The 15,271-nt window shown below is 64.6% G+C and carries 17 protein-coding genes; 7 read left to right on the top strand and 10 right to left on the bottom strand.

Annotated features, from left to right (window positions below; genetic code table 11):
• Positions 1–2: 2 nt before the first annotated feature.
• The 4 genes from J2X58_RS16045 to J2X58_RS16030 all read left to right on the top strand — a co-directional run bounded on the left by J2X58_RS16045 (position 3) and on the right by J2X58_RS16030 (position 3,031).
• Positions 3–722, top strand: coding sequence for a pseudouridine synthase (locus J2X58_RS16045; RefSeq protein WP_310049327.1), 720 nt, complete (start codon positions 3–5; stop codon positions 720–722).
• Between the two features lie 148 nt (positions 723–870).
• Entirely contained in the window at positions 871–1,293 is a 423-nt protein-coding gene (gene arfB / locus J2X58_RS16040; protein ID WP_310049325.1) for an alternative ribosome rescue aminoacyl-tRNA hydrolase ArfB, read from the top strand.
• On the top strand, positions 1,290–1,877 hold the full coding sequence (locus tag J2X58_RS16035; protein WP_310049322.1) for a 1-acyl-sn-glycerol-3-phosphate acyltransferase: 588 nt from the start codon (positions 1,290–1,292) through the stop codon (positions 1,875–1,877). Before arfB ends, J2X58_RS16035 begins: the two co-directional genes overlap by 4 nt.
• Before the next feature lie 905 nt (positions 1,878–2,782).
• On the top strand, positions 2,783–3,031 hold the full coding sequence (locus J2X58_RS16030; protein ID WP_310049320.1) for a hypothetical protein: 249 nt from the start codon (positions 2,783–2,785) through the stop codon (positions 3,029–3,031).
• 3 nt (positions 3,032–3,034) lie between these two features.
• Here J2X58_RS16030 and J2X58_RS16025 read toward each other — a convergent pair whose 3' ends face one another.
• Positions 3,035–4,054 (bottom strand): LysR family transcriptional regulator, encoded by a 1,020-nt coding sequence (locus J2X58_RS16025; RefSeq protein ID WP_177191199.1) that lies wholly within the window; start codon positions 4,052–4,054, stop codon positions 3,035–3,037.
• A 146-nt stretch (positions 4,055–4,200) separates the two neighbouring features.
• On the opposite strand from J2X58_RS16025, the gene aceB reads away from it, so the two are divergent.
• Positions 4,201–5,799 (top strand): malate synthase A, encoded by a 1,599-nt coding sequence (gene aceB / locus J2X58_RS16020; RefSeq protein WP_310049317.1) that lies wholly within the window; start codon positions 4,201–4,203, stop codon positions 5,797–5,799.
• Positions 5,800–5,824: 25 nt separating this feature from the next.
• Entirely contained in the window at positions 5,825–7,114 is a 1,290-nt protein-coding gene (aceA, locus tag J2X58_RS16015) for an isocitrate lyase (protein WP_310049315.1), read from the top strand.
• A 247-nt stretch (positions 7,115–7,361) separates the two neighbouring features.
• On the opposite strand, the gene J2X58_RS16010 is transcribed toward aceA, so the two are convergent.
• The 7 genes from J2X58_RS16010 to J2X58_RS15980 form a co-directional block, all read right to left on the bottom strand.
• Complete coding sequence (locus tag J2X58_RS16010; RefSeq protein WP_310049313.1) at positions 7,362–7,682, bottom strand: hypothetical protein; 321 nt, start codon at positions 7,680–7,682, stop codon at positions 7,362–7,364.
• Positions 7,683–7,752: 70 nt separating this feature from the next.
• Complete coding sequence (locus J2X58_RS16005) at positions 7,753–8,289, bottom strand: SMI1/KNR4 family protein (protein ID WP_310049310.1); 537 nt, start codon at positions 8,287–8,289, stop codon at positions 7,753–7,755.
• Positions 8,289–9,203, bottom strand: a complete 915-nt coding sequence (locus J2X58_RS16000; RefSeq protein WP_310049307.1) for a hypothetical protein — start codon at positions 9,201–9,203, stop codon at positions 8,289–8,291. Before J2X58_RS16000 ends, J2X58_RS16005 begins: the two co-directional genes overlap by 1 nt.
• 290 nt (positions 9,204–9,493) lie before the next feature.
• A complete protein-coding gene (locus J2X58_RS15995; protein WP_310049305.1) occupies positions 9,494–10,630 on the bottom strand; it encodes a hypothetical protein in 1,137 nt (378 codons plus the stop codon).
• Positions 10,631–11,072: 442 nt separating this feature from the next.
• The gene (locus J2X58_RS15990) at positions 11,073–11,495 is read right to left on the bottom strand and encodes a hypothetical protein (protein ID WP_310049301.1); all 423 of its coding nucleotides are present in this window, start codon (positions 11,493–11,495) and stop codon (positions 11,073–11,075) included.
• Between the two features lie 8 nt (positions 11,496–11,503).
• Positions 11,504–11,989 carry a hypothetical protein gene (locus J2X58_RS15985; RefSeq protein WP_310049300.1) on the bottom strand — a complete coding sequence of 162 codons (486 nt, stop codon included), beginning with the start codon at positions 11,987–11,989 and terminating at the stop codon, positions 11,504–11,506.
• A 139-nt stretch (positions 11,990–12,128) separates the two neighbouring features.
• Positions 12,129–13,172, bottom strand: coding sequence for an alpha/beta fold hydrolase (locus J2X58_RS15980; RefSeq protein WP_310049299.1), 1,044 nt, complete (start codon positions 13,170–13,172; stop codon positions 12,129–12,131).
• Positions 13,173–13,278: 106 nt separating this feature from the next.
• Here J2X58_RS15980 and J2X58_RS15975 point away from each other — a divergent pair, with 106 nt between their 5' ends.
• Positions 13,279–14,148 (top strand): LysR family transcriptional regulator, encoded by an 870-nt coding sequence (locus tag J2X58_RS15975; protein WP_310049298.1) that lies wholly within the window; start codon positions 13,279–13,281, stop codon positions 14,146–14,148.
• Positions 14,149–14,157: 9 nt separating this feature from the next.
• On the opposite strand, the gene J2X58_RS15970 is transcribed toward J2X58_RS15975, so the two are convergent.
• Positions 14,158–14,460 (bottom strand): EthD family reductase, encoded by a 303-nt coding sequence (locus J2X58_RS15970; RefSeq protein ID WP_090057691.1) that lies wholly within the window; start codon positions 14,458–14,460, stop codon positions 14,158–14,160.
• A 29-nt stretch (positions 14,461–14,489) separates the two neighbouring features.
• Positions 14,490–15,242 carry an SDR family oxidoreductase gene (locus J2X58_RS15965; protein WP_310049297.1) on the bottom strand — a complete coding sequence of 251 codons (753 nt, stop codon included), beginning with the start codon at positions 15,240–15,242 and terminating at the stop codon, positions 14,490–14,492.
• Positions 15,243–15,271 lie beyond the last annotated feature (29 nt).

The raw sequence follows: 15,271 nt of genomic DNA, 5'->3' as shown, positions 1-15,271 counted from the left end.
CGGTGCTCGGCATCCTCTATCAGGACGGCGACATCGTCGCCGTCGACAAGCCCGCGAATCTCGCCGTTCACCGGTCGAAGTTCGTCGGTCCCGACGACGCCTTCCTGATCGACCTGCTGCGCGAGCAGGTGGAGGGGCCACTGCACCTCGCGCATCGGCTGGATCGTGCGACGTCGGGCGTCCTGCTCGTCGCGCGCTCGGCCGACATCGCGGGCCGTCTCGGCGAGCAGTTCATGGGCCGCACCGTGCACAAACGCTATGCCGCGGTCGTGCGCGGCTGGCCCGAGCCCACCGAGGGGACGATCGACTATCCCCTGCCGGGCTCGCGCGAAACCGGACCGCGGCGTGACGCGACCACCGACTACGAGCGCCTCGGCACCGTCGAAGTCGACATCCCGCTCGGCCGCTACGAGAAGCAACGCTACTCGCTGGTCGCCGCCGAGCCCCGGACGGGGCGCTTCCGGCAGATCCGCAAGCACTTCGCGCATATCCATCACCCGATCGTCGGCGACAGCCAGCACGGGCGCGGCGACCACAACCGTCTGTTCAAGATCCACTTCGCGTCGCACCGACTCCTGCTGCACGCGGCGTCGCTCTCGTTCGAGCACCCGGCGACTGCGGAGCGGATGATCGTGCGCGCCGGACCCGATGCCACGTGGACGCGCCTGCTCGACCAGTTTGGCTGGCGCGAGGCATACGACCGTTGGCACGACAAGGCCTGAGAAAGGTCCTTCCCCCGTTGGAGCGCACCCGGGCGCGATAGGGGTGCTCGCGGCAAGCATTCCTAATCGCGCCCAGGTGCGCTCCAACAGCGGTGCGCAGCGACGGTCACGCCGCCTGTCCGCCCCTCGCTGCTAGAATCCGCGCCACATGCTCATCGTGACCGCCACCATCGCGATTCCCGACAGCGAACTCGTCGAACGCTTCACGCGCGCCGATGGCCCCGGCGGCCAGCACGTGAACCGGACGGAGAGCGCGGTAGAACTACGCCTCGACGTCGCCGGATCGCCGTCGCTGCCGGACGACGTGCGCGCGCGCCTGCTCGCGCGCAAGGACCGGCGCATGACGGATGCCGGCGTGCTGGTGATCCAGGCACGGCGCTTCCGCGACCAGGCGCGCAACCGCGACGACGCGCGCGACCGCCTCGCGGAGATCCTCCGGGAGGGCACCGTGGTGGCGAAGAAGCGCGTCGCCACCAAGCCCACGCGCGCTTCGAAGGAGCGCCGCCTGACCGGGAAGGCGCAACGCGGTCAGACCAAGCGCGCGCGCTCGCGCGACTGGAGCCACGATTGACTCCGTACCCCGAACGGCTCGGTCCGGAGATTCCGTCGCTTCACGATTCGTGGTGGAAGCGCTTCAGCCGCTGGGCGATCCGGCGCAGCGGCTGGCGGCTCGTCGGCGAACTGCCGAACCTGCCGAAAGTGGTGGTGATCGGCGCGCCGCATTCGTCCTATTGGGACGGCGTGTGGGGCCTGCTGATGAAGTCCGCGATGGGCCTGGACCTCGGCGTGATGATCAAACGCGAGGTACTCAACGGCCCCTTCGGCCCGATCGTCCGCCGCCTCGGCATGGTGCCGATCGACCGCGAGGCCGCGACGGACGTCGTCGCGCAGATGGTGGACCGCTTCGCGACCCACGACCGCATGTGGCTCGGCATCGCACCCGAAGGCACGCGCAAACCGGTGAAGCAGTGGAAGTCGGGCTTCCTCCGCATCGCCCGCGCAGCCGGCGTCCCCATCCTCCCCATCTTCATCGATTACCCGTCGAAGACGTTCACGGTCGGCCCGCTGATCCACGCCACCGACACGCCAGACGCCGACATGTCGCGCATCCGCGCGATGTTCGTCGGCTACACCGGCAAACACCGCGGCGCCTGAGCAGGTCTGCATCGAAGTGTCCCTACTGCCTCCGCGCGACATGCCCCATAACGCCCTACGACCACGACTCCAGGCTATCCCAGGCCTCTCCGGTGCCTGAGAGTGTAGGTGGTCGAGTAAGCCGAGATACTCTTCAGGACGACGCGGTACGTTCCGGGAACGGTGGGGATGCTGGCGTAGGTGCCCGATGCGAGAGTCCTCCATCCGCCCGGCACCTTCTCCTGAATAATGGCTAACACGCCAGCCGACGTGGAGGCATACGCCGAGCTTGTGCATGTAGTCGTCCATCGCAGTACTTCTTCCTCCTGTAGCGCTTCTATACGACCTGACAGCTTCAGCTCCGGCACATAACCGATGCACCTTCCACGCCCGGAACTGTTCGGCTCTGATCGCACCGGCTCTGGGAAAGCATAAAGACCCGCCACCGCGACCATCATGGGAATGATGTATTTCATTTTCAGTGTCCCTATCGCGCTCGATTGCGCGCGGTCACATTACGACGCGTGCCCCCGTGGCCCACATAGCGGAGCCTGACGGACCGGGGCAGGAAACGTCGCTTCGAATGCGTGCGTCCGCCGACATCGGGGCGCCCGCATCTCCACGCGACGGGATGACACGTACTCATCGCGATGACCGACAGACGCCGCTCGCCGCTGAAGGAATCCTGTCGAGAATTCCGCGAAGGGTAAGGATCCATGATCGTCCCCTCCTGGTTAGGTCGATTCGAGACACCACCAGCGAAGGTCGACGCATTGGGAAAGGTCGGCCAACGTCGCGCTGATGTGGCGCGCCTTGCACAGGACGTGTCCCCCGGTGTGAGGAGCCTCCTCCGTGATGTCGATCTGACAAGGGTTCTCCCATCGGAACTCGAGAAACTGGCGAGAGCTCTGTGCAAGGACGGAGCGATGTCGCTCGACGTGTACTATCGGTTCCGTGATGCGACGAGGGACTCCGACGGAAGACCGCGTGCCGAGATACCGTTCGACTTTCTGCGCGAGGTGCGGGACGGCACGCGACAGGTGCGCGCGATGGCTCGAAGGATCGGCAGCCTTCAGCCCGAAAAGATCTACGCGGAATTCAGCATGAGCGCTCGCGGGCTCAACTATCTTGCGGCTGCCATCAAGGGCGTGAAAGCCATCGATATTCGTGCCTGAGCCTCACCGTTCCGAGTGCCCCGGCTCGTCGTAGTCGCGGTGTGTCAGGAGTCCCGGGCGGATCAGGTCGATGAACGCGCGTGCTTCGGGGCTGAGGAACTTTCCCTTGCGCATCACAACGCCGTAGCTGCGCTGGGGAAAGTAGCGGCGCAGGTTGCGCACGGCGAGCCGCTCGCGATCGGCATCGGTGATGCAGATGCCGGTGACGATCGAGATGCCGAGGCCCATCGCCACGTATTGCTTGATCACATCCCATCCGCCGACCTCGATCGCGACCGTGTACGGCACACGGCGTTGCTGAAAGACCATGTCGACGAGACGGAACGTGGTGAGGCGTTGCGGCGGAAGGATCAGGCCGTAGGGTGAAAGATCTTCGAGGCGGATGTCGTCGCGCGCGGCCAGCGGATGGTCGGGCGGCATGATGAGCATCGGGTCGTAGTGGTAGACGGGCGCCCATGCGATGTCGTTCGGCACGTCGAGCATCGAGCCGATGGCGATGTCCGCTTCGTCGGCACGTAGCAGCGCCAGCCCGTCCTTGCCCGTCACGTTGGCGAGTTGCAGGTGGACCGTGGGATACCGTTCGCGGTACGCCTTCACCAGCTCCGGAAGCAGGTACTGGATCGTCGACGATCCCGCCGCCACGGTGAGCTTACCCGCCTGTGCGCCGCGCGTTTTCGTGTGGAACTCCCGGTCGAGCCCCTCGAATCCTTCCACCAGCGGGCGTGCCATCTCGTAGAGCGCCTCGCCGGCGTCCGTCAGCGTCACGCGCCGCCGGGTGCGCTCGAGGAGGACCGCGCCGAGCTCGCGCTCGAGCGCCTTGATCTGAAGGCTGATGGACGGCTGGGACAGGAACAGCGCCTCGGCGGCGCGGCTCAAGGTGCCCAGGCGGGTGGTGTAGACGAACGCCCTGAGCTGCTTGAGGCGGTTGCCCTTGTAGTAGAACCGGCCAGCCTCGTCCCCGGCGCCGCGCGGCGCCGGCGTCGCTGTCGGTGGCCGCGAGGCACTCTTTCTGGCTGGATTCACCTTTCGGACCATTCTTTTTCCGCAACTAAGACAATGGCTTGCACTAGTTATTTATTTCGTTAATGCATCGCTTTGAAACATATGCTTTGTCAAAAGCATAGCGCCGGTCCTAGCGTGACCTCCAGACCCGATCCGGAGACACGTCCATGGCAGTTCCCCAGAGCGCGATCGATCCGCTGGCCGGCACCCGCTTCGGCGATGGGACCGACGCCTATGCCGACATCCTGACGCCGGGCGCGGTGGGCTTCGTCGCCGACCTCCACCGTCGCTTCGAACGCCGTCGCCTCGCCCTGCTCGCCGAGCGCGCCGCCCGCCAGCAGCGCTACGACGCTGGCGACCTCCCGGACTTCCGCACGGACACCGTCGCGATCCGCGAGGGCGACTGGACCGTCGCCCCCATTCCGGCGGCCCTGCAGGATCGTCGCGTGGAGATCACCGGTCCCGTCGAGCGCAAGATGATCATCAACGCGCTGAATTCGGGCGCGAAAGTGTTCATGGCCGACTTCGAGGATTCCAGCGCGCCGACCTGGGCGAACCAGATGGAGGGCCAGCGCAACCTGCGCGACGCGGTCGGCGGCAGCATCCAATTCGTCAATGCCGACGGCAGGCGATACCGCGTGGGCGACAATCCGGCCGTGTTGGTGGTGCGCCCGCGCGGGTGGCACCTGCCGGAGCGCCACGCCGAGGTGGATGGCGACACGATGTCCGGCTCGCTGGTCGACTTCGGCTTCTTCGCGTTCCACAACGCGAAGAAGCTGCACGAGCGCGACCGGGGCCCCTACTTCTACCTACCCAAGCTGCAGAGCATGGAAGAGGCGGCGCTGTGGAACGACGTGATGGCGCACGCGGAAAGCGTGCTCGGGCTGCCGCGCGGAACGATGAAGGTGACGGTGCTCATCGAGACGCTGCCGGCCGTGTTCCAGATGCACGAGATCCTGCATGCGCTGCGCGAACGCGTCGTCGGCCTCAACTGCGGGCGCTGGGATTACATCTTCTCGTACCTGAAAACGTTCCGCGCGCACGCCGACCGCCTGCTTCCCGAGCGCGGCCAGGTGGTGATGACGGTGCCCTTCCTCAAGGCGTACTCCGAACTGCTCATCCGTACGTGCCACCGCCGTGGCGCCTTCGCGATGGGTGGCATGGCGGCGCAGATTCCCATCAAGGGCGACGACTCGGCGAACGACGCCGCGATGGCCAAGGTTCGCGCGGACAAGCTGCGCGAGGTCACGGCGGGCCACGACGGCACCTGGGTCGCCCACCCCGCGCTCGTTCCCATCGCGCAGGCGATCTTCGACGCGCACATGCCGACGCCGAACCAGTTGCACGTCACACGCGACGACGTGGAGGTCGGCCGCGACCAGCTGATCGCGCCGGCCATCGGCACGATCACTCGCCAGGGCTTCGACAACAACGTGGAAGTCTGCCTGCGCTACACGGCCGCGTGGCTCGACGGCCTCGGCTGCGTGCCGATCCACAACCTCATGGAGGATGCCGCCACGGCGGAGATCGCGCGCGCGCAGCTGTGGCAATGGCTGCATCACGGCCCGGTGGAATTCAGCGACCACGCGCCGGTCACGCGCAGCCTCTTCGACCACGCGCTCGCGCGACACACACACCTGCTCGCCGGCAGCACGCACCCCGGTGCGGCCCGGGCGAAGGAGGCGGCGGAACTGATCGCCGCGCTCACGCACGCCGACGAGTTCCGCGACTTCCTCACCCTGCCCGCCTACGAATACCTCGCCTGATCACCCGTCTCCCAAGGAGCCTTCGATGAAGACGCATACCGCCGAACAGATCACGCTCGACTGGACCAACAACGACCGCTGGAGCGGCGTCGAGCGCCCTTACACCGCCGAGGACGTCGTCCGTCTGCGCGGCACGGTGCAGGTGGAATACACGCTCGCCCGCCGCGGCGCCGAACGTCTGTGGCGCTCGATCCACGACAAACCGTACGTCAACGCGCTGGGCGCATTGACGGGCAACCAGGCCATGCAGCAGGTGAAGGCCGGCCTTCAGGCCATCTATCTCTCGGGCTGGCAGGTGGCCGCCGACGCCAATACCGCTGGCACGATGTACCCCGATCAGTCGTTGTATCCGGTCGACTCCGTGCCGAACGTCGTGCGCAAGATCAACAAGACGCTGCTTCGCGCCGACCAGATCCATCACGCGGAAGGCAAGGACGGCATCGACTGGCTCGTGCCGATCGTGGCCGACGCGGAGGCCGGCTTCGGCGGCGTGCTCAACGCGTACGAGCTGATGTCGCACATGATCGAAGCCGGCGCGGCAGGCGTGCATTTCGAAGACCAGCTCGCGAGTGCGAAGAAGTGCGGCCACATGGGCGGCAAGGTGCTGGTGCCGACGCAGGAAGCGGTGCAGAAACTGGTCGCCGCGCGTCTCGCCGCCGACGTCGCCGGCGTGCCGACGCTGATCGTGGCGCGCACGGACGCGATGGGCGCCGGCCTCGTCACCTCCGACGTCGACGATCACGACAAGCCGTTCCTTACCGGCAAGCGCACGGTGGAAGGCTTTTACGAATCGCGCCAGGGCATCGACCAGGCCATCAGCCGCGGCCTCGCCTATGCGCCCTACGCGGACCTGATCTGGTGCGAGACCTCCACGCCGGACATGGACGAGGCGCGCCGCTTCGCCGAGGCGATCCACGCGAAGTATCCGGGCAAGAAGCTCGCGTACAACTGCTCGCCGAGCTTCAACTGGAAGAAGAACCTGGACGAAACCACGATCGCCCAGTTCCAGAAGCGCCTGGGCGAGATGGGCTACGCGTTCCAGTTCATCACCCTCGCCGGCTTCCACGCGCTGAACTACTCGATGTTCCAGCTCGCGCGCGGCTACCGCGACCGCCAGATGGCGGCCTACGTCGAACTGCAGGAAGCGGAGTTCGCGGCCGAGAAGGACGGCTACACCGCGGCCAAGCACCAGCGCGAGGTGGGCACGGGCTACTTCGACACGGTCAATCAGGTGATCGCCGGTTCGCTGAGCTCGCTGTCGGCACTCACGGGTTCGACCGAGGAAGACCAGTTCCACCCCGCCTCGGCGGCGTGATCCGGTGCCCCAAAAGGAAAAATCGGCCGGCGCCAAGGATGGCGGGCCGATATGCGGGCGAAGGGGTGGCCGCTCGAAGAAGGCCGGGCTCCGGTGCTGGAGCGGGGGGAGGGAGGGGTATCCAGCACCGGAGCGGGGCGGGCAGCCCTTTAGAGAACCGCCTGGTACAGAATTCTCCGCCCCGACCCCCTATTTGTCAACTATCCAGTACATGAAATAAGTATTAACTCTTTCGGGGCATGCCGGATCACCGCACCATCGCCGCCGTCAGGCGCTCCCAGTTGCCGGAGGCGAACGCGGCCATGTCCTCAGGGGCGAGGCCGCAGCGCTCGACGAACGATCCCGCATCGCTGCCTTCGCGATACTGATACGGGAAGTCCGTCGAGAACAGCAGGCGGTCGGTGCCCACGATGTCGGCGGCGCGCTTCAGATAGTCGCTGCTGGCTGGCAGGGCCCTGCCGTCGGCGCTTACCGCGTCCTGGGCAGACTGAAATATCTCGATTGAGTTAAGTGTGACGACGGAGTAGAAGGCGCCTGCGCTTCGGAGAGCGAAAACGGAGCACTTCATACGAGTTTTTGACAAGCTCCTTTGTTTCCGGGGTCAGTCACGGCAGACTCGGGATTCTTCTGCCCGATAATTAGGGCATATCAGGCAGAGAAACGCCTCCCGCAACGCGATGCGCAATTCTGGCGTTGTAGTTGACCATGGCTGCGAAAAAATCCACGAACGACTCAAATCGGTCGACTTCCTCGCTTGCAAACCAAACAACGCCCCCCGGAAGACCTTCCGCACTTGGTGAGATATGCAAGAAGATGTCGAGCTCTGCTTCAGAGGCGCCGATAGGCACAAATTCTCCCTCGTGAAGGCCTAACTTCTTAGTGAAGCTTCTGATTTCTTCGCGCTGCATTACTTTCTCAGCACGACCATCAAGGAAATCTTTTGTTCCGAACAAATCGATCGTGATCAGAAAGCCCTGCCAACCATCCGCGTACCGAAGGAACTCCTTGTGCTGTGTGGAAAATGCCATCCCGGCCGCGTTCTCGGCTGCAGCAATGTCTTGAGCCGCCGCGGCAACGCTCGGAAGATGCCACGGATATGCCTTCTGATTATCGTTTTCCGCAATCACTTGCTTCCAAGAAACGATGCGGGAGATTTCGGCCTTCCAATCAATCATCACTCGGGCCCTTCAAATATGAATAGTGTTGATCGATACCCAACCGGATACCTTGTCGCTTGGCCACCGAGGCTAGAGCTTACACGTGGCGACAGGTCGAGCCACGAGTGGGGTTGTGCGTTTCCTGTCCAAGTCGTGTCCGGAACGTGGCCCGCATCTCCCTGATATGGCCTCCCGTTAGCCAAGGCTCGCGCGCGTTTTTCCCCGGCGGCAGCCGACGCATCGATTCTCAGACTACCCTTTGTAGTGACGCGCCCAGTCGGTGATAGCGCGCCTGCCTGAAGTGCCTCATTACTCCCCTTTACATATGCCTGAAGCTGAGCGATCTCTTCAGGTGTAGCCCCAGGAGGTGCTCGGAACGCGACTGGGCCTCTGAGCGCATCGATCGGATCGCTACCACGCCCCACCCCCACCGCAGAAACATCCCCACCCCGCGCAGCCGCCGCCGCTGCCGCCTCATCCGCTGCCCGCGCAATCGTCCCGGCCTTGCCCACCTTCGCCGCCAACAACGGTGCGCCCGCGCTAACGACCTCGAGGCCCAACCGACCAACCGCCTTCGACGCGTCGCCCGCCGCCAGGTCCTTCCGATACTCCGCCGTAACCCCATCCCACAGCGCCGTCGCGTTGTGCAGCGACTGCTGCGGATCGGCCGCCCACCGGCCAAGGCTGGTCACCGAATCGATCGTGTCCAGCGTCCGGTACGTGCTCATCACGTGGTCGATGTTGCGCTCGGTATCCAGCACCCAGCTGACCGGGTTGGTGACGTCGAAGACCGACACCGCCAGGCTCGCCGTGCCGGTGGCGGCGCGTGCCGCGCCCAGACCGAAACCTTGCGCCACGCCGATCTGGTCGGAGACGTACTTGCCGATCGCTCCTCCGATCACGCCGCCGTGCTGACCAGTCGCGAAGCGCACCGCGGGCGCTATCGATGGTGGCGTCGGCGCGATCGATCAGGTGGTTCGCGCCCTGAAGGACGTTATCGATCACCTGCCGGCTGGCACGATAGTTCTGCGCAAGCTGGCTGCCGATGCCGCCGAAGAAGCTGTCATCGGCTGGAACATTCGCGGTCACCGTGACAGGGGCCAGATTGACCGTGTTGATGGCCGACGGTGTGAGCAGCGTCGGCGCCGTGATGAGGTCGCTGCCGTCGAGCGCGGCGCTTACTGCGTCCTGGACCGGCTGGCTATATCACTCAATTTAAGTACTACGTCGAAGCAAAACGACCCAGCGGCTTGTCGTCAATAATCACTTCATTCTTGAATTGTATCGCATCAGGCTTAGACACCTGTGATCCAGACTGAAGTACCGGCTTTCCAGTTGACAGATCAACTCGTCGGACCACTTCGACAGGATTTCCCGCCGAATCAACGATCGCTTGATTAACTAAATCGAAGTCACCAGACGCACGTCGTGCTGCAGCCAGTTGAGCATGGACCGACTTGCCAATCGCAGTCGAAGTAGTCTCACCAGCGACAGTCCTTTCAACGGTATTTTTCGTGGCGCTACCACGCCCCACCCCGGCCGCAGAAACATCCCCACCCCGCGCAGCCGCCGCCGCAGCTTCCTCACCCACACGCGCCGCATCAGCCGCCGCAGCCGCCGCAGCCGCCTCATCCGCTGCCCGCGCAATCGTCCCGGCCTTACCCACCTTCGCCGCCAGCAGCGGTGCACCCGCGCTAACGACCTCGAAGCTCAACCGACCAACCGCCTTCGACGCGTCTCCCGCCGCCAGGTCCTTCCGATACTCCGCCGTCACGCCATCCCATAGCGCCGTCGCGTTGTGCAGCGACTGCTGCGGATCGGCTGCCCACCGGCCCAGGCTGGTCACCGAATCGATCGTGTCCAGCGTCCGGTACGTGCTCATCACGTGGTCGATGTTGCGCTCGGTATCCAGCACCCAGCTGGCGGGGTTGGTGACGTCAGAGACCGACACCGCCAGGCTCGCCGTGCCCGTGACGGCTTTCGCTGCCGCCAGACCGAAGCCCTGCGCCGCACCGATCTGATCGGAAACGTACTTGCCGATCGCTCCACCGATCACGCCACCGTGCTGGCTGGACCAGTCGCGAAGCGCACCGCGCGCGGTATCGATGGTGGCGTCTGCGTGATCGATCAGGTGGTTCGCACCCTGAAGGACGTTATCGATCACCTGCCGGCTGGCGCGATAGTTCTGCGCGAGCTGGCTGCCGATGCCGCCGAAGAAGCTGTCATCGGCCGGAACATTCGCGGTCACGTTGACGGGAGCCAGATCGACCGTGTTGATGGCCGAGGGTGTGAGCAGCGTCGGCGCCGTGATGAGGTCGCTGCTGGCTGGCAGCGCGCTGCCATTGAGCGCAGCGCTCACCGCGTCCTGGGCCACCTGGATCTGCGAGACATCGTAGTAGGTGGTGCGTGCACCCTCGCGCGTGGCGGCGTCGTAGATGGACAGTGCGCGCTGCGCGATCTCCCTCTGCTCCGGCGTGCCGCTGATGGCATTCCCGTTCGGATATGGCTGCCAGAGTGTCCTTCAGCGCCAACGCAATCCTGAATCGGACCGGCCGGCCAAGCTTGTGTGAGCCGCCAAAGAAGAACGCCCGCATGAGCATGCATTCTTCTTTAGACAAAGCGACTTCCATCTCCCGGTCGCTCCCCCGACTATGCCGTCGTCATGTCCGAACGGCGCGATCGATCAGATCACTGATACTTGGAAGACCAGTATCGACCGTCTAGGTCTCGGCTTGGTAGAGCTCTACAGTTCTCTCTAAATTTTCTGTCTGCGTCACACTTAGTTCAAGTTAGCCACCACATCAGAAGGGTATGATCGATGCCGCATGCGAAATACCCATTCTCTTGAGCAAATTGAGTGCGCGCTCTGAGACAACGAGCCTCAGGCCAGAAGCAATTCCGAAATCGTCGTCTCCCGGGCTACCAGATACTTTTAACCAGACAAATCTTGGCAGTTTCCGATTGGGGTACATCTCGCTGAACTGATCTGAGACTGAAATTTCTACTTCCGCGAATTGAACGCCTGACAGTCCTTCTCGGCTAATCGCTTCTGCCAACTGCTCAGATGCGATATAGCAGGGTGTGCTTTCCAAAAGTTGGTCACCTAGCCAACCATCAAACTTGTAGTGCAGTCTTTCGACTTCCATCCTGCCCGACGAGTGATCGATCTTGGTGTTCTCACCGAAGCCGCCAGCAACCTCTGGCTCAACAACATAATAGATCATTGTCTTTCCTACCTTACTCGTGGTCTAAATTGCGAACCAAACTTGTTATCGATTTCCGTCGCTTTTTGTAGCAACTGTTCTTGCGTAGGACGTGTACCACTTTCGAGGAACGGCTTATAGAAGCGATTCCACTCGACACGGATTTTGCTCAAGTGAACATCAGCGTTGATTTCTTTAGGTATTCCACGCAAGTTCTCAAGCGAATGAATCTCTGTTTCAGACACGACACCCGGGAACTTGGTGAGCACACCTTGCTCAACAGCATGATGAACTACTACTTGCCCGTCTAGCTCGGGATTAGCTGCGAAGAAAGTCGCACGATAATTATTTGATGTCGCTTGACCAAAGCTCGCTCCCCTACTGCTAGGAGCGGCGCCACTACCTGCCAAGTTACCACGCGCGCCCACCGCCGCAGCTTCCTCACCCACACGCGCCGCATCAGCCGCCGCAGCCGCCTCATCCGCTGCCCGCGCAATCGTCCCGGCCTTACCCACCTTCGCCGCCAGCAGCGGTGCACCCGCGCTAACGATCTCGAAGCCCAGTCGCCATCTGGCATCCCCGCCTCCATGCGGATGCCGCGCATCGCTGGCTGCGCGAAACGATCTTCGATCTCTGCGCCGTGGAATGAACCGGTCAGCGGGTGCGAAGACCGTCGAGCCACGCGAGCACGACGGCGAGCACGTCGTCGGAATTCTTTTCGTAGATCATCCCGTGCCCGTTCCCGTGGATGCCATGCGCGGGCATGTGCAGATGGTCGACACGCGCGCCCGCGTGCTCCAGGAAACCGATGATGGAAGGGGCGAAGGTCGCGAACACCGACGTTTCCCCGGTGACGAGCGCGACGGGCAGCCCGGCGAGCGACGGGATGCGCAGTGTCTCCGCCGCGGCCGCGCGCACCTCGTCCGGCGTGGCGCGCGGAGGATCGAAGCGCATGGGCGCCGCGGTCAGGCCCCAGGTGAGCGTGCCGATACCGGGCGTGTGTCCGAAAGCCGGCCCCATGGGCTCGACGGTGACGATCGCGCGGACGAGATCCGGGCGCCGATCCACCAGCAGCCAGCCATCGGGCCCCGATGCGGAATGCGTCACGACGATGGCCGGACCGATGCGATCGAGCAGACGCGAGAGGCGATCCGCGTCGAGGCTTTGCGCGTGCGCGAGATCGGCGGGCATCGGACCGTAGGCCGCGATGAACGCGTCGAAGGCGTCCGCGTCGGACGGATCGAACGGCCACTGCGTTTCGCCACCGCCCTCGGGAAAATACACGGCACGGCCGCGCTCGTAGGAGAACGGCGGACTGGTCGGCCCGAGGATGTCCGGATGGTACGGCGAGCGGCCGTGGCCGGGCCGGTCGACGACGAACACGGCATGACCCGCTTCGACGAATCGCTGCGCCCAGCCCGGACGCCCGTCGGGCGTGTCGCCCCATTCGGTTCCCTGCAGCGTGCCGCCGTGGACGAGCACGATCGGCAGTGCCTGCGTGACATCGACGGGCGCCTCCCAGGCGACGTACATCGGGCCCGCCTGGTAGTGCGCCCCGTCCTTCTCGACGCGATCGCCCGTGATCCAGAAGTCGCCGCGGCGCGACGTGCGCGCGGGCACGTCGGCCCAGACCGGTGTGGTCGGCGAATCCGGATGTGGCCGCGCCGGAGGACGTCCGGCATTCGATGGGGATGGCATGGTGACCTCGGGGAAAGAAACGGTGCGAACCATGTTGGCGCGTGCAGGATTGTCCGGGCACTGCCATTGCTGCATATTCACCGTTCACTTTTGAACGGCCGACGAGATGGAATGGAGCGATGTCCGGATCTTCCTCGCGGTGACCCGCGGTGGGTCCCTTGGCGAAGCGGCGCGACGCCTCGGCGTCAGTCATCCGACCGTCGGCCGACGGGTGAAGGCGCTGGAGGACGAAGCGGGACAGCCCCTCTTCCGCCGCACGCGCGACGGGCTTCTGCTCACGGACGCGGGCGACGCCGTCATGGCGCTCGCCGAGTCCATGGAGAACGCCGCCCTGTCCATGGAGCGGCGCCTCGCCGGTAACCAGGAACGCCTCGAGGGCATCCTGCGGATATCGTCCGCGGAGTGGTTCGCTGGCTACGTCCTCGCACCCGTCCTTAGCGAGATGAGCCGGCTGCATCCGGCCGTCGTGCCCGAGGTCATCGCGAGCTATCGGTTGCTGGATCTCTCTCGTCGCGACGCCGACGTCGCGTTCCGCATCGTGCCCTTCAGCGAACCGGACATCGTGCAGCGCCGGCTGATGACGATGCCTTACGGCCTCTACGGTTCGGCGGAGACCGTGCGCGCCATGCATGACGATCCGGCATCCGTCGGCCTCATCCTCATGAACACGGCGCAGGCGCACTTCCCCGATGTCGCGTGGCTGCTCGACCGTTTCCCGCGCGCGCGTCGCGCCTTCACCAGCACGAGCCGCAGCGTGCAATCGCGGATGTGCCTGCGCGGCATGGGCCTCGCGGTGCTGCCGCGACCGCTGGGCGACGCCGTGACGGGGTTGCAGCGCATCGACACCGAGACGCCGCCCCCGTCGCGCGACATCTGGGTCGGTTACCACCAGGACCTGAGGCACATGGATCGACTGCGCGCGATGCTCGATCTCGCCGACCGCATGCTTGCCGACGAGCCGCTCGCGGAACGCTGATCGCGTCGCTCAGAACGGCGTGAACAGACTTCTGAGCACCACGGTCGCGTCGGTGAAGTTCGTCACGTCGTCCATCACCTGCTGGGTTTCGGGACTCGCCAGAGCGTCGTGCACACCCTGTTCGGAAGCGAAGGTGTAGACGCCGATGGAGATCCATTCGGCGGAGCCGGCGTAGGGGAAGAACGCCTCGGCGGACTGAAGGCCGTACTTGCCCCACGATGCCATCGCCACGCGGAAGTGCTCCGTGGCGTAGTAGTCGCGATCGAATCGGGTGCCTTCGTCGCCGGTGCAGACCACGATCATCTTCGTCATGTCTTATCTCCTTCGATGCTTTCGGACGCTCAGGCGCTGATGCCGCCGTCGACGAGGATGCCGGAGCCCGTGACATAGGCGGCGCCCGGTCCGGCGAGGAAAGCCACGGCCTCGGCGACTTCGCGCGTCTTGCCGTAGCGGGCGATGGAAAGGCTCGGCAGGATCGACGCCGCGAGCGGACCTTCCGCCGGATTCATGTCGGTATCGATCGGGCCGGGCCGGACGAGATTGACGGTGATGTGGCGCGGGCCGAGCTCGCGAGCGAGTCCTCGCGTGAAGCTCTCCATGGCGGACTTGGTCGCCGCGTAGACGGCGATGCCGGGGAATGGCACCGACAGCCCGGCGTTGCTGCCGATGGTGATGATGCGACCGCCGTCCGGAATATGGTTGAGTGCCGCCTGGGTGATCACGAACACGCCGCGCACGTTGACGTTCAGCTGCATGTCCATCTGTTCCAGCGTCAGGTCCGCGAACGCACCCGCCACCAGCACGCCGGCGTTATTCACCAGGATGTCCAGGCCACCGAGTTCCGTGACGGTACGGTGCACCGCGGCGACGGGTGCATCCGGGCTCGCCGCGTCGGCCTGGATCGCGACGGCCTGGCGCCCGAGGCGACGAATCTCGGCCACCAGCGCCTCGGCCCTGGCGGCCGACTTCTCGTAAGTGATCGCGACATCGGCGCCGTCCTCGGCGAGCTTCAAGGCAATGGCCGCGCCGATGCCGCGGGCCGCGCCGGTAACGAGCGCCCGTTTTCTGGCGAGAGGGAGGGTCGAAGAAGTCATGGTCAGGGCCTCTGGTTGATTTATGTGTC

The sequence above is a fragment of the Luteibacter sp. 3190 genome, from assembly GCF_031456385.1.
In the GTDB taxonomy this organism is placed as follows: domain Bacteria; phylum Pseudomonadota; class Gammaproteobacteria; order Xanthomonadales; family Rhodanobacteraceae; genus Luteibacter.
The sequence above is the reverse complement of the archived record's forward strand: the minus strand, read 5'-3'. Positions and strand labels throughout refer to the sequence as shown.

Coding starts and splice junctions, on each gene's coding strand:
- J2X58_RS15965 (WP_310049297.1), bottom strand. CDS start 15,242: ATGACTTCTTCGACCCTCCCTCTCGCCAGAAAACGGGCGCTCGTTACC.
- J2X58_RS15970 (WP_090057691.1), bottom strand. CDS start 14,460: ATGACGAAGATGATCGTGGTCTGCACCGGCGACGAAGGCACCCGATTC.
- J2X58_RS15980 (WP_310049299.1), bottom strand. CDS start 13,172: ATGCCATCCCCATCGAATGCCGGACGTCCTCCGGCGCGGCCACATCCG.
- J2X58_RS16010 (WP_310049313.1), bottom strand. CDS start 7,682: ATGAAGTGCTCCGTTTTCGCTCTCCGAAGCGCAGGCGCCTTCTACTCC.
- arfB (WP_310049325.1), top strand. CDS start 871: ATGCTCATCGTGACCGCCACCATCGCGATTCCCGACAGCGAACTCGTC.
- aceB (WP_310049317.1), top strand. CDS start 4,201: ATGGCAGTTCCCCAGAGCGCGATCGATCCGCTGGCCGGCACCCGCTTC.
- J2X58_RS16030 (WP_310049320.1), top strand. CDS start 2,783: ATGTCGCTCGACGTGTACTATCGGTTCCGTGATGCGACGAGGGACTCC.
- J2X58_RS15990 (WP_310049301.1), bottom strand. CDS start 11,495: ATGATCTATTATGTTGTTGAGCCAGAGGTTGCTGGCGGCTTCGGTGAG.
- J2X58_RS15975 (WP_310049298.1), top strand. CDS start 13,279: ATGGAATGGAGCGATGTCCGGATCTTCCTCGCGGTGACCCGCGGTGGG.
- aceA (WP_310049315.1), top strand. CDS start 5,825: ATGAAGACGCATACCGCCGAACAGATCACGCTCGACTGGACCAACAAC.
- J2X58_RS16005 (WP_310049310.1), bottom strand. CDS start 8,289: ATGATTGATTGGAAGGCCGAAATCTCCCGCATCGTTTCTTGGAAGCAA.